The sequence below is a fragment of the Acidovorax sp. IB03 genome (assembly GCF_016406015.1).
GTDB lineage: Bacteria > Pseudomonadota > Gammaproteobacteria > Burkholderiales > Burkholderiaceae_C > Acidovorax > Acidovorax temperans.
This window is the reverse complement of the sequence record NZ_JAEFCH010000016.1, coordinates 35,629-47,725: the sequence shown is the minus strand read 5'-3', so window position 1 is coordinate 47,725 and position 12,097 is coordinate 35,629. Positions and strand designations below refer to the sequence as shown.

10 protein-coding genes are annotated in these 12,097 nt (G+C 66.6%); 1 reads left to right on the top strand and 9 read right to left on the bottom strand.

Features of this window, described 5'->3' with window-relative positions; genetic code table 11:
• Nucleotides 1–131: 131 nt before the first annotated feature.
• On the top strand, nt 132–881 hold the full coding sequence (locus tag IHV84_RS10985) for a 5'-methylthioadenosine/adenosylhomocysteine nucleosidase (RefSeq protein WP_198846882.1): 750 nt from the start codon (nt 132–134) through the stop codon (nt 879–881).
• Nucleotides 882–1,070: 189 nt separating this feature from the next.
• On the opposite strand, the gene corA is transcribed toward IHV84_RS10985, so the two are convergent.
• From corA to tsaB, 9 genes are all read right to left on the bottom strand, one after another.
• The gene (corA, locus tag IHV84_RS10980; RefSeq protein ID WP_044399042.1) at nt 1,071–2,057 is read right to left on the bottom strand and encodes a magnesium/cobalt transporter CorA; all 987 of its coding nucleotides are present in this window, start codon (nt 2,055–2,057) and stop codon (nt 1,071–1,073) included.
• A 224-nt stretch (nt 2,058–2,281) separates the two neighbouring features.
• A complete protein-coding gene (locus IHV84_RS10975) occupies nt 2,282–4,015 on the bottom strand; it encodes a bifunctional protein-serine/threonine kinase/phosphatase (RefSeq protein WP_198846881.1) in 1,734 nt (577 codons plus the stop codon).
• Nucleotides 4,016–4,107: 92 nt separating this feature from the next.
• Complete coding sequence (locus IHV84_RS10970) at nt 4,108–4,920, bottom strand: formate/nitrite transporter family protein (RefSeq protein ID WP_198846880.1); 813 nt, start codon at nt 4,918–4,920, stop codon at nt 4,108–4,110.
• 237 nt (nt 4,921–5,157) lie between these two features.
• On the bottom strand, nt 5,158–6,471 hold the full coding sequence (locus tag IHV84_RS10965; RefSeq protein WP_198846879.1) for a nitrate regulatory protein: 1,314 nt from the start codon (nt 6,469–6,471) through the stop codon (nt 5,158–5,160).
• A gap of 45 nt (nt 6,472–6,516) precedes the next feature.
• Nucleotides 6,517–6,855 (bottom strand): nitrite reductase small subunit NirD, encoded by a 339-nt coding sequence (gene nirD / locus IHV84_RS10960; RefSeq protein ID WP_198846878.1) that lies wholly within the window; start codon nt 6,853–6,855, stop codon nt 6,517–6,519.
• A gap of 36 nt (nt 6,856–6,891) precedes the next feature.
• A complete protein-coding gene (gene nirB, locus IHV84_RS10955; protein WP_198846877.1) occupies nt 6,892–9,435 on the bottom strand; it encodes a nitrite reductase large subunit NirB in 2,544 nt (847 codons plus the stop codon).
• A 415-nt stretch (nt 9,436–9,850) separates the two neighbouring features.
• Nucleotides 9,851–10,669: a uracil-DNA glycosylase family protein gene (locus tag IHV84_RS10950; protein WP_198846876.1), complete on the bottom strand. Its 819-nt coding sequence runs from the start codon at nt 10,667–10,669 to the stop codon at nt 9,851–9,853.
• A gap of 58 nt (nt 10,670–10,727) precedes the next feature.
• The gene (gene rimI, locus IHV84_RS10945) at nt 10,728–11,219 is read right to left on the bottom strand and encodes a ribosomal protein S18-alanine N-acetyltransferase (RefSeq protein WP_198846875.1); all 492 of its coding nucleotides are present in this window, start codon (nt 11,217–11,219) and stop codon (nt 10,728–10,730) included.
• The gene (tsaB, locus tag IHV84_RS10940; protein WP_198846874.1) at nt 11,216–11,941 is read right to left on the bottom strand and encodes a tRNA (adenosine(37)-N6)-threonylcarbamoyltransferase complex dimerization subunit type 1 TsaB; all 726 of its coding nucleotides are present in this window, start codon (nt 11,939–11,941) and stop codon (nt 11,216–11,218) included. Before tsaB ends, rimI begins: the two co-directional genes overlap by 4 nt.
• Nucleotides 11,942–12,097: the final 156 nt, after the last annotated feature.

Genomic DNA, 12,097 nt, shown 5'->3' with positions numbered 1-12,097 from the left:
CACCCGAAGGGGCACTTCTTGCGGCGAAGGCTCATGTTGCGCAGCAACGTGAAGCGCAGCGGCCCCACCGGGGCCGTTTTTCATGGGGCGAGCATCCTTGGTGCAGCCGGGTATACGGGACAATCCAGCACATGACCACAGCCATCCTCAGCGCCCTTCAAGAAGAACAAAGCTCCCTGCTGCAACACCTGCAGCGGCCCCGGCGCACCATGCACGCGGGCCGGGCCTTTTGGCAGGGAGACTGGCATGGGCGCCCGGTGGTGCTGGCCCTGTCGGGCATTGGCAAGGTGGCCGCCGCCACCACGGCCACAGCGCTGGTAGAGCGTTTTGGCGTGGCGCGCATCGTGTTCACCGGCGTGGCGGGGGGCGTGGGCGATGGGGTGCAGGTGGGTGATGTGGTGGTGGCGCACGACTATGTGCAGCATGACATGGACGCATCGCCCCTGTTCCCGCGCTGGGAGCTGCCCGGTTACGCACGCACCCGCCTCAGTTGCGATACCGCGTTGACTGCTATGCTTTTGGAAGCTGCCAGCGCTTATGTACAAAGCGCTGCAGGCCAATTTGACTCCAAACTGGTGGCGGGCCAGCCGCGCGCCCACCGGGGGCTCATTGCCAGTGGCGACCGCTTTGTCAGCGCCGCGCAGGAAGTGCAGGGCCTGCGCACCGCGCTCAGCAGCGCCGGGCACGAGGTGCTGGCGGTAGAGATGGAAGGCGCCGCCGTGGCCCAGGTCTGCCACGACTACGGCCTGCCCTTTGCCGCCATGCGCACCATCTCTGACCGCGCTGACGACTCGGCCCATGTGGACTTCCCGGCGTTTGTGAACACCGTGGCCACCCGGTACGCCGAGCACATCATCCAGGATTTCTTGCAAAAGCTATGAAATTCATAGCTGCTGGCGCTTATCTGGCAAGCGCTGGCGGCCATTTTGATGTGAATGCTTGCGTTCGAAAAAACAGCGGGCGTTGATAAAGGCGCGCCCCAATACCAGCGCCACCGCGGAACCGGCTTTGCCGGGCCGCTGGAGGCGTCCCCCTCAGGGGGAAGGCGCGCAGCGCCACAGGGGGAAAACCTATTTCAACCAGCCGCGCTTGCGGAAGTACCACATGGGGCCCAGCGCACTGGCCACCATCAGCGCCAGCGCGTAGGGGTAGCCCCATTCCTGGGCCAGCTCGGGCATGTACTGGAAGTTCATGCCGTACACGCTGGCGATCAGCGTGGGCGGCAGCAGCGCCACGCTGGCCACCGAGAAGATCTTGATGATCTTGTTCTGGTTGATGTTGATGAAACCGACGGTGGCGTCCATCAGGAAGTTGATCTTTTCAAACAGGAAGGCCGTGTGGTTGTCCAGCGACTCGATGTCGCGCAGGATCTGGCGCGCTTCCTCGAACTGCTCGGCGTTGAGCATCTTGCTTCGCATCATGAAGCTCACCGCGCGGCGCGTGTCCATCACGTTGCGGCGGATGCGGCCGTTCAAGTCTTCCTGGCGGGCAATGGCGGCCAGCACTTCACCTGCGCGGGTGTCAGTCACGTCGCCGGCCAGCACCTGCTTGCTCACGCCTTCAAGCTCATCGTAGATGTTCTCCAGCGTGTCGGCCGAGTATTCCGCATCGGCGTCGAACAGCTTGAGGAGCACTTCCTTGGCGTCTTCGATCAGCCCTGGCGCGCGGCGCGCGCGCAGGCGCAGCAGGCGAAACACGGGCACGTCTTCGTCGTGGATGGAAAACAGCACGCCCCGGCTTTTGAGGTTGGCGTTGTGCTGGTTCAGGATGAAGGCCACGCGCACCGAGCGGGGGTCTTCGTCGTCGTCGATCAAGAAGTCGCTGCGGATGTGCAGCTCGCCGTTGTCTTCCTCGTAGAAGCGGGCGGATTCCTCAATGTCGTCGTCCATCGCATCTTCGGGGATGGACAGGCCGTAGTGCTGCTTGATCCAGCGCTTTTCTTCGAGGGTGGGGGATTCCAGATCCACCCAGATCGGCTGGAACTTGGTCAGCTCTTCCAGCGATTCGATTTCTTCCTGGAACAGCCGGCCATTGGCGAGCGTGAAGATGTTGAGCATAGGCTCACTCCCTTGTTTGGTGGCATCTGCGGTGTGGGGGGGCTCGGGTTGCTTTCAACCCCACGTGGCGTGCCAGGGGAGCTGAAAGCTACCGACTCGGGTAGGTTTCCAAAACGCTGTCTCCGTTTGTCGATCAATAGCCGCCGATTATGGCACCGCACGCAGCGGCGCAAGGCCTGGCGGGCGCGGTTGCGCCCCGTGTGCGTGGCGGGGTCTGAGGGGTTTCAGGCCGCCAGCACCAGCCTGGCCGTCAGCCAGAGCACGGCCAGGGCCAGCACCGCGGTGGTGGTTTGCCAGAACACCACGGGGTTGCGTTCAATCAGCGGCACCGCCCGCCGGTGCTGCAGGCCGTGGCTGGGGAAGTGCAGGTCGTGCATGAACTCCGACACCGCCTCTTGCCGTTTGGCGGGGTCGGGGTGCAGGGCTTTTTGCAGCACCACATCCAGCCAGTCGGGCAGGTCAGGGCGCAGGTGGCGCACGGGCACGTAGCGCAGTTTGCGGGTGTCTGCCGGGCTGCGCAGGCGGGTGACTTGCAGGCCATAAGGCAACTGGCCGGTGAGCATCTGGTACACCAGCACCGCCAGCGAGAAGAGGTCAGAGCGTGCGCTGCTGCCTTGCCCCGTGAAGTATTCGGGGGCGGTGTATTGCAGCGTGCCCTGGATGGCCGGGGGCTGGCGGGAGTCGGTCAGGCCTTCGGTGAGCCCGGCCACATGGGTGGCGCCAAAGTCGATGATCTTGGCGGTGCCGCTGCGGTCAATCATGATGTTTTCGGGCCGCAGGTCCTGGTGCAGCATTTCCTTGCTGTGAAAGGCTTGCAGGCCCTTGGCGACTTGCGCCGCCAGGCTGCGCACGCTGTCCAGGTCGGGCGCGGGGTGGTCCATCATCCATCGGGCCAGGGTCTGGCCCTCGATGTATTCCATGGCGACGTACAGGTGCGTGCGCGGGCGCTGCGTGGCGTAGGGCCTGAGCACATGCGGGTTGTGCAGCCGCTGTGCCACCCACTCTTCCAGCACGAAGCGCTCCAGGTAGGCGGTGTCATCGCGCAGCGCTACAGACGGCAGCTTCAGCACCAGGGGCTGGCCGGTCTGCTCGTCTACGGCCAGGTGCACATGGCTGCGGTCGCTGACATGCAGCTCACGCAGCACCCGAAAGCCCTCAAATGACATGCGCTCGGTGAGGACAGGGGGCAGGGCCAATTCCTGGCGCAGGCCCAGCAGCGGCTGGGCCTGCGGCAAGCCGTCAATGCGCAGCAGCTGCACCGTGATGTCGTCCTCGGAGCCGCGTGCCTGGGCGATGTCCACCAGGGCTTGTGCGGCAGCGTCCAGATCGTCCGGAAACTGCTGTACGGCGCTGTGTGCGCTGGCTGCGTCCAGGTGGGTGTAGGCCCCATCGGTGGCCAGCAGGTACAGATCGCCCGCCTCGGCCTCCAGGCAGCGGTAGTCGATCTCGATGTGCGGGCCGGTGCCCAGCGCCCGCCCCAGGTACGACTCCACCGACGACAGGTGCACGCGGTGGTCTTCGGTGATTTGCTCCCACGCCGCGCCTTGCAGCCGGTAGATGCGCGCATCGCCCACATGCAGCACATGCACCTCGCGGCCTTTGACGACCAGGGCGCTGAAGGTGCAGACGTAGCCCCGGTCTTTGTCAAAGCGCGCGTGGCTGCGCATGGTCTGCGCATGCAGCCATGCATTGGTCGCACCCAGCACCCGTTGGGCGGAACGGCGCACCGACCATGCATCGCTGGTGGCGTAATAGTCTTCCAGAAAGCTGCGCACCGCAGCCGCGCTGGCCTCCTGGCTGACGGGGCTGGAACCAATGCCATCGGCCAACGCCACCGCAATGCCCTTGCGGCTGCGCAGGGGCTCGTGGGGCAGCATGGCGCCATGGAAGTCCTGGTTGACGCCATGCACCCCGCCACGCGAGTGCTGGCCCAGCGTCACGCGCAGCGTCTGTGTCATGGTGCGTTGGGGGGAATCAAGGTGCGGTCAGGGTGACCGGGTGCAAAGCGCGCTGGGCTGGGGCTTGCCAGGCCCAGCGCACCGTGCAGCGGTCAGGACACCTTGCGCTTGGGGGCGGTTTTGTAGTGCGTCGAATACAGGGTGGCACCCACAAACGTCAGGCCGCCCACCAGGTTGCCCAGCACCGTGGGCAGTTCGTTCCAGATCAGGTAGTCCATCAGCGTGAAGTTGCCGCCCAGCATGAGGCCTGTAGGGAACAGGAACATGTTGACGATGGAATGTTCGAAGCCCATGTAGAAGAAAACCATCACCGGCATCCACATGCCGATGGCCTTGCCCGAGACCGTGGTGGACATCATGGCCGCAACCACGCCGGTGGACACCATCCAGTTGCACATCACAGCGCGAATAAACAGCGTGAGCATGCCCGCAGCGCCATGCGCGGAATAGCCCAGCGTACGGCCTTCGCCGATGTGGCCCAGCTTTTCACCCACGGCACCGGGTGCCTCGCTGAAACCGAAGGTGAGGATGATGGCCATGAACACGGCCACCGTGAGGGCGCCCGCAAAATTGCCGCAGAACACCAGGCCCCAGTTGCGCATCACGCCGCCCCAGGTGGCACCGGGGCGCTTGTCCATCACTGCCAAGGGGGCCAGGGTGAAAACGCCGGTGAGCAGGTCAAACCCCATCAGGTACAGCATGATGAAACCCACCGGGAACAGCATGGCCCCGATGAGGGGGTTGCCCGTGTTGACGGTGACGGTGACCGCAAAGGCGGCGGCCAGCGCCAGGATGGCGCCCGCCATGTACGAGCGGATCAGCGTGTCGCGGGTGGACATCAGCAACTTGGATTCACCAGAATCCACCATCTTGGTGACGAACTCGGCAGGGTTGAGATAGGCCATTTGACTTCCTTGGGACGGGGTACGGGCGGAGCCACCTCAGGCAAGGCTCTGGGTGGCGCGTGAAAGAACGCGGTGCGCTGCAGGGACGCCGTTATCCCTGTGTGCACGCTTGCGTGGCTTGCGGAAGGTTCCGCGGTGAAGTTCGTGCCGCCATCAGCCCGGACTGTTCTGTGTATTTGCAAGTTCCATGCCGCCCTGCGGGGGGGCGTCAGGGCTGCGGCGCTGCACGGAGAGGTTTCACTGCAGTGCTCGCGCACCTGACGCGGGCGTGGCAAAGGCCAGGTCGGGCAGTGCCAACGTGGCCTCAGCCACTTCCAGCAGGCGGCGGTTCTGGTCCATGGATGTTTTTTGCAGGGCGCGGAAGGCCACGTCTTCCGTCATGCCCAGCCGGGCCATCAGCACCCCCTTGGCGCGCTCGATGATCTTGCGCTCGTTCAGGGTGCGGCGGGTGGCTTCGAGTTCGGCCTCCATCTGTGCCATGCGCTGCGATTGCGTGCGCAGCAGCTCCCGCAGCGGGGTGGGCTCAGCGCCGGTCGGCGGGTGGTCTGCCTGTTCGGGCGGGGTAGGGTGCGTGCTGCCCGTTTCAAAAAAGCGATCCACCGCGTGCGTGCGCTGCGGCGGGTTTTCGCGCAGAAGGCGCAGCAGGTTGCGAGAGTCCTGCAGGTCCTGCTGCGCATGTGCGATGCGCGCGTCGCACTCTTCGCGCAGGCGCTGGACCAAAGCCCCTTGCAGCTGCCACAGCCCGTCCATGCGCTCGGAGCAGGCGCCGAACCAGGTGCGGCTCAGGTCGCTGTCGAGCGCTGAGCCGGGGCGCGCCACACACAGCGCGCGCCGCAGGCGCTCCAGTGTGGCCATGCAGGGGGCCAGTTGCAGCTCATCCCAGCGGGCGCGCAGGGCGGGCTCTGCAAAATCACCAAACACGCGCAGGCTCCGCTCCTGTGCATCAATCAAGTGCAGCAGGCGTTGCTGGTGGGCTTCCTGGCAGTGGCCCGATGCGTACAGCAAGGCGCCCATGGCCCGTTCCTGGCCCGCCTCTTCCGTGGCCTGCACGGCGTGCAGCAAGGCCACCAGCAAGCGCGACACACTGGGCACGCCTGCGGTGTCGGCCATGTGGAACACCAGCTCCACCAAACCGGCGATCAGGTGGCTGTAGGCCGCCACGGCATCGAGCGCGCTCATGGCCTGCCGGTCAATCTGCAAGCGCAAGGCAGGCAGAGATTCCAGCCCGAGCAGTGCCCAGGCCATGAGCGACAGCGTCTGGGCCGAGGTGCCCTGCGCCGGGTCCATCTGCGCGCTGAACACCTGCCGCAGTTTTTCCTCGTGCAGCAGGGCTTCGTTGACTGCCTGGTGGCGCACCTCGGCAAACCGCTGGGTTTGCGAGGCCAGGTAAATGCACGACGCCCCGCGTTCGCGTTGCAGGCGCTGCACCAGCTGCCCGATCACGTCCACCCACTCCGCCTTGTGTGCCAGGTGGCGCAGGGCGTCGATTTCCTGCTGCTTGGAGCGCAGCACCAGGTTGGCGACAGACAGGGTGGGGGTCGTATCGGGCATGGGTGGTTCCTCGATCCTTTTCGAAAGGGCTGGGTGGTGCGGCTTTCAGGCCACCGCCACGCGAATGCGGCCTTGGTGGGCCTGCACCGGGTGGGTGCGAACCGAGTGCTCCGGCTGCTCCAGGCATTCGCCGGTCTGCAGGTCAAAGTGGTTTTTGTAGAGGGGCGATGCCACCACCACGCGGTCGCCCAGATTGCCCACCAGCCCGCGCGACAACACGCTGGCGCCCGACTTGGGGTCCACGTTGTCAATCGCGAACCAGCGGTCGGTGCCGGTGCGAAACACGGCCACATGGCGGCTGCCCACGAGCGCGCACACGCCGGTGTTGGGAAGGATGTCTTCGACCGCGCAGACGTCGGTCCAGTGCAAAAGTGCTTCGGTCATTGGGGGCCTTCTTGAAACAATGGGGAACCGGCCACGTCAGGCCACGCGCCGCAGGGCGATGGTGGGGCGTGTGGGCTGCGGGCGCTCTTGCGTGCTGGCCGGGCGGATCTGGCCGCGCTCGTGCACGAACACCACGTTCTCGTCGGGCTGGTCGCTGTTGACGAAGGTGCGAAAGCGCTTGCGTGTTTCGGGGTCGGTCACCGCGGTTTTCCATTCGCACTGGTAGGTGTCCACCACTTGCTGCATCTGCAATTCCAGCTCGGCGCACAGGCCCAGGCTGTCTTTTTGCAGCACGTCCTTGAGGTAGTCCAGGCCACCTTCGAGGTTCTCGCGCCAGGTGCTGGTGCGCTGCAGCCGGTCAGCGGTGCGCACGTAGAACATCAGCACCCGGTCGATCATGCGCACCAGGTCTTGCTTCGTGAGGTCCGATGCGAACAGCTCGGCATGGCGCGGCTTCATGCCGCCGTTGCCGCAGATGTAGAGGTTCCAGCCCTTTTCGGTGGCAATGACGCCGATGTCCTTGCCCTGCGCCTCGGCGCATTCGCGGGTGCAGCCCGACACACCAAACTTGATCTTGTGTGGCGCCCGCAGGCCTTTGTAGCGGTTCTCCAGCTCCACCGCCAGGCCCACGCTGTCCTGCACGCCGTAGCGGCACCAAGTCGATCCCACGCAGCTCTTCACCGTGCGCAGCGATTTTCCATATGCGTGGCCGGACTCGAAGCCGGCGGCGATCAGCTCTTCCCAGATCAGCGGCAACTGTTCCACCCGTGCACCAAACATGTCCACGCGCGCACCGCCCGTGACCTTGGTGTACAGCCCGTACTTCTTGGCCACCTGGCCCACGGCGATCAGGCCGTCGGGCGTGACTTCGCCGCCGGGCATGCGTGGCACCACGGAATAGGTGCCGTCCTTCTGGATGTTGCCCAGGTAGTAGTCGTTGGTGTCCTGCAGGCTGGCCAGTTCCTTCTTGAGCACAAACTCGTTCCAGCACGACGCGAACACGCTGGCCGCCACGGGCTTGCAGATGTCGCAGCCCATGCCTTTGCCGTGGCGGGCGAGCAGGTCGTCGAAGGTCTTGATCTGTCCCACGCGCACCAGGTGGTAGATCTCCTGGCGCGAGTACGCGAAGTGCTCGCAGAGGTGGTTGTTCACCGCCAGGCCCCGGCGTGCCATCTCGGCCTTCATGACCTGGGTGACCAGGGGCACGCAGCCGCCGCAGGTGGCGCCCGCCTTGGTGCAGGCCTTGATGTCCGCAATGGTGCATGCGCCGTTGCCCACGGCTTCGCAGAGGTTGCCCTTGGTGACGTTGTTGCATGAGCAGATCTGCGCCGTGTCGGGCAGCGCATCCACGCCCAGGCCGGGCTTGGCCTTGCCCTCGCTGGACGGGAAGATCAGGAACTCGGGGTCTTCAGGCAGGGTGATGCCGTTGAGCGCCATCTGCAGCAGCGTGCCGTATTCAGCCGCATCGCCAATCAACACTGCGCCCAGCAATTGCTTGCCGTCTTCGCTGATGACGATCTTCTTGTAGACCTGGCGGCGTTCGTCCACGTACTGGCAGCTTCGGCTGTGGGGCGTCTTGCCATGGGCGTCGCCAATGCTGGCCACATCCACGCCCATGAGCTTGAGCTTGGTGCTCATGTCCGCGCCCACAAAGGCTGCAGCGGCATCGCCTGCAATGTGGCGTGCCGCCACGCGGGCCATGTCGTAGCCGGGGGCTACCAGGCCGAAGGTCTGTTCGTTCCACGAGGCGCACTCGCCAATGGCGTACACATCGTGGTCGCTGGTGCGGCAGGCGCTGTCGATGGCGATGCCCCCGCGCGGCCCAATGGCCAGCAGGCATTGCCGCGCCAGCTCGTCGCGCGGCCGAATGCCGGCCGAGAAGACCACCATGTCGGCCTCCAGATGCGACCCATCGGCAAACACCATGCGGTGGCGGGCGCGGGCGCCATCGGTGATCTGCTGCGTGTTGCGGCCCGTGTGCACCTGCACGCCCAGGCGCTCGATCTGGGCCTGCAGCACCCGGCCGCCGCCTTCGTCCACCTGCACCGCCATCAGGCGGGGGGCGAACTCCACCACATGGGTTTCCAGGCCCATGTCGCGCAGGGCCTTGGCGCATTCCAGCCCCAGCAGGCCGCCGCCAATCACCACGCCCGAACGGGCCCTGGCCCCCGCCGCCTGCATGGCTTCCAGGTCTTCGATGGTGCGGTACACAAAGCAGTGCGGGCGGTCGCGCCCCGGCACCTGGGGCACGAAGGGGTTGGAGCCTGTGGCCAGCACGAGTTTGTCGTACGGCACGACTTCGCCATCGTGCGTGGTGACGGTATTGGTGCGCCGGTCAATGCTGGCGGCGCGCGTGGCCAGCCGCAGCGAAAAGCCCGTGCGCTCGAAAAAGCCGGGTTCCACCAGCGACAGCTCGGCGGCAGACTTGCCGCTGAAGAATTCGGAGAGGTGAACGCGGTCGTACGCGGGGCGGGGTTCTTCGCACAGCACCGTGACTTCCACGCCGGTGATACCGGTCTCGGCCAGGCTCTCCAGAAACTTGTGGCCCACCATTCCGTGGCCAATGAGAACAATCTTCATGCTTGCAATCCTGCTATGGCCCGGGTCACCGGTGGGGCGGATTGCAGTGCACCGGCCAGGGGTGACTGGCAAGGGGTGCAATACATCCTCCGCTGGCGTGCGGGCTTGTTGTGGAACAACCGGTACGCTGGGCATGGGCCCAGCCTTGGGGGTTCCGCCATCGTTAGCGGAGGTCACGGGTCGCCGCAGGCGGCATCACCTGCGTCAGTCAGGTAGGTGGCAATATCCGTGCCCGCTTTGGCTGCGGGCAGGTGCCTCGCTTCCGCAGGCTCAGGCGGTATGTGGTTGCCAAGGCGGTGCGTCGCAGCCCCGGATTGGTGCGGGAGCACCAGCCTTGGAGCAGATGGCGCACCTTTGGGGATGGCCAAGCGATCAGCCGCAAGGGCAATTGGCCCCGCGCCTCAGCGGGCGCGGTTTAGCCCGAGTTGGCAGTGCTGCCCTCTGCCTTGCGCACCAGCGCCAGGGCACGGCACAGGTCGGCCCAGGTGGCTGCTTTGGCGTCTTGGGACCGCAGCAGGAAGGCCGGGTCGTAGGTGACCACGGCCGGGCGCCCGGCCACGGTGTGCGGCACGGCGCGCAGCCTGCCCAGGGGCTCGGTGCGGCCCAGGGCGGCGCGGGCGGCCACATGCCCCAGCACCAGCACCAGAGCGGGCTGCAGGGTGGTCACCACCTCGGCCAGCGCTGCGGCCACGTCGGCTGGCGCCGCAGCCCCTTCGGCCGTGCGGGCGCCGGGTGCGGGGCGTTCCAGTGCTGCCACGAACACGCGGGGGTGGCGGTGCAGTTGCATGGCACGCAGTATGTTGTCCAGCAGCTTGCCCGCATCCCCCCCCAGGGGGTCGGCGGCCGCAATGCCTTCGGTCACGATGAGCCAGCCAGCGCCCAGCCCTGGCGGCGTCTGTGCCGGATCCACCGTGGGGTACAGCAACTGCGGTGCGTGCAGGCGTAGCGCAGGGGCGGCGCCTGGTGCGCCCAGCCCTGCAGGAGCGGCTGGCGCCGCAGGTGCGGGCGCGGTGTGCGCCTTGGCGGCAGGTGCCGAAATGGGCTGGGCCACAGGCATTGCCGGTGGCTGGGCCATGGCCGGTGCGGCTGGTAGGGGCGCGGTGGCGGGCACGGCCACCGTAACGGGCTGCATGGCGGCTGGGGCCTGGGGGGCAGCGGTTTCGGCGCGGGTCCAGACGGTCACGCCCATCTCTTGCAGCATGGCGCGCTGGCGCGCATCAAGGTTCAGGCTCATGGCGATGGGCTCACAACAGGGGCTGGCGAAATGGGGGTGAATGGGGTGGCGGGGTTCATCACAGCGGCAGGCTCATGACCACGGCGTCTTCGCGCTGCCCGTGCCCTGCCGGGTAGTAGCGTTTGCGTTCGCCCACGCGCCGGAAGCCATGGGCCTCATACACCTGCTGGGCGCGCAGGTTGCTGGCGCGCACTTCCAGCCACAGCCACTGCGCCCCGCGTCCGCGTGCCCACAGGGCCAGGGCGTCCAGCAGCACCCGTGCCCAGCCCTGGCGCTGGTAGGCGGGGGCGACGGTGATGTTGAGCAGGTGCGCTTCGTCCACCCCCAGCATGGCCACAAAGTAACCCAGCAGGTGGTCGCCTGCCATGAGCAACTGGCATTCGTAGCCTGCGGCCAGGGCGTCGGTGAAGTTGCCGCGCGTCCAAGGGTGGGAATAGGCGCTGAATTCCACGTGCAGCAGTGCGTCGAGGTATTCGGGCGTGAGCTTTTCAAAGCGCACCTCCAGCGCGTTTTCCGCTGCGGTGGCTGCAGTCGATGGCCGTGCGCTCATGGTGCGGCGGTGCCTGCAGCGGCCTGGGCGCGCAGGGCTTCGCGCTCGGCAGTGGTTTGTGCCACCTTGTCGCGGATGTAGCGCGGCAGCGCCTCGCTGGCGGGCACGGCCGCGCCGGCTGCCAGCAGGGCCGAGGCCAGACGCAGCAGGGCGGTGGCTGTGGGCAGGGCTGGCACATGGCGGGCCTGGGGCAGCAGGCGCTCGCCGTAGGCGGCGTGTGCGTTGCCGGCCACGGTCCACAGGGCTGCATCGGCCAGCGTCAGCGCTTCAGGGGCGCACAGGCCAAAGTCGGCATCGGTGCTCCATTGCCGGGTGGCCTCTTGCCAGGTGCAATGGGCGCTGTAGACCTCGTTCATGCGTGCATCCAGCACCGCCAGCACCTGGGTGCAGCCGTGCTGCTGGCGCGCTTCCTCGGCCACGGCCAGCAGGGTGTCCACCGGCAGCACGGGCGTGCCCTGGCCACTGCGGGCGCCAAACGCCAGGCCTTGCGCCACCGCACAGGCCGTGCGCAGCCCGGTGAAGGAGCCGGGCCCCCGGCCGAAGACGATGGCGTCGAGGGTGTCAAAGCCCAGCCCCGCCTCGGCCAGCAGCCGCTGGATGGCGGGGATCAACGCCGCAGAAGCCTGCGCGCCCCCTGCGCCCGTGTGCTGCCACACCGCATCGCCGTGCTGCACGGCAATGGAAAGGGTGTCGGTGCTGGTATCAAAAGCAAGCAGGTTCATGGGCCTAGGGTTCACGGACGGGGCTGCGCTGCTGGCGCGCGGGTGGGGCAGAAATGCCCAAAGGGCAATTATCGGTGGTTGCGGTGATGGGGCGGGGCGGCAGGGCAGCGCTGGTGCCGGGCGCCTGTTTTTTTCATGGAGCGTGGGCAGAGATTC

What these genes read in the sequence shown, in the direction of transcription:
- IHV84_RS10985 (WP_198846882.1), top strand. Translation starts at nt 132, where the DNA reads ATGACCACAGCCATCCTCAGCGCCCTTCAAGAAGAACAAAGCTCCCTG.
- corA (WP_044399042.1), bottom strand. Translation starts at nt 2,057, where the DNA reads ATGCTCAACATCTTCACGCTCGCCAATGGCCGGCTGTTCCAGGAAGAA.
- IHV84_RS10975 (WP_198846881.1), bottom strand. Translation starts at nt 4,015, where the DNA reads ATGACACAGACGCTGCGCGTGACGCTGGGCCAGCACTCGCGTGGCGGG.
- IHV84_RS10970 (WP_198846880.1), bottom strand. Translation starts at nt 4,920, where the DNA reads ATGGCCTATCTCAACCCTGCCGAGTTCGTCACCAAGATGGTGGATTCT.
- IHV84_RS10965 (WP_198846879.1), bottom strand. Translation starts at nt 6,471, where the DNA reads ATGCCCGATACGACCCCCACCCTGTCTGTCGCCAACCTGGTGCTGCGC.
- nirD (WP_198846878.1), bottom strand. Translation starts at nt 6,855, where the DNA reads ATGACCGAAGCACTTTTGCACTGGACCGACGTCTGCGCGGTCGAAGAC.
- nirB (WP_198846877.1), bottom strand. Translation starts at nt 9,435, where the DNA reads ATGAAGATTGTTCTCATTGGCCACGGAATGGTGGGCCACAAGTTTCTG.
- IHV84_RS10950 (WP_198846876.1), bottom strand. Translation starts at nt 10,669, where the DNA reads ATGAGCCTGAACCTTGATGCGCGCCAGCGCGCCATGCTGCAAGAGATG.
- rimI (WP_198846875.1), bottom strand. Translation starts at nt 11,219, where the DNA reads ATGAGCGCACGGCCATCGACTGCAGCCACCGCAGCGGAAAACGCGCTG.
- tsaB (WP_198846874.1), bottom strand. Translation starts at nt 11,941, where the DNA reads ATGAACCTGCTTGCTTTTGATACCAGCACCGACACCCTTTCCATTGCC.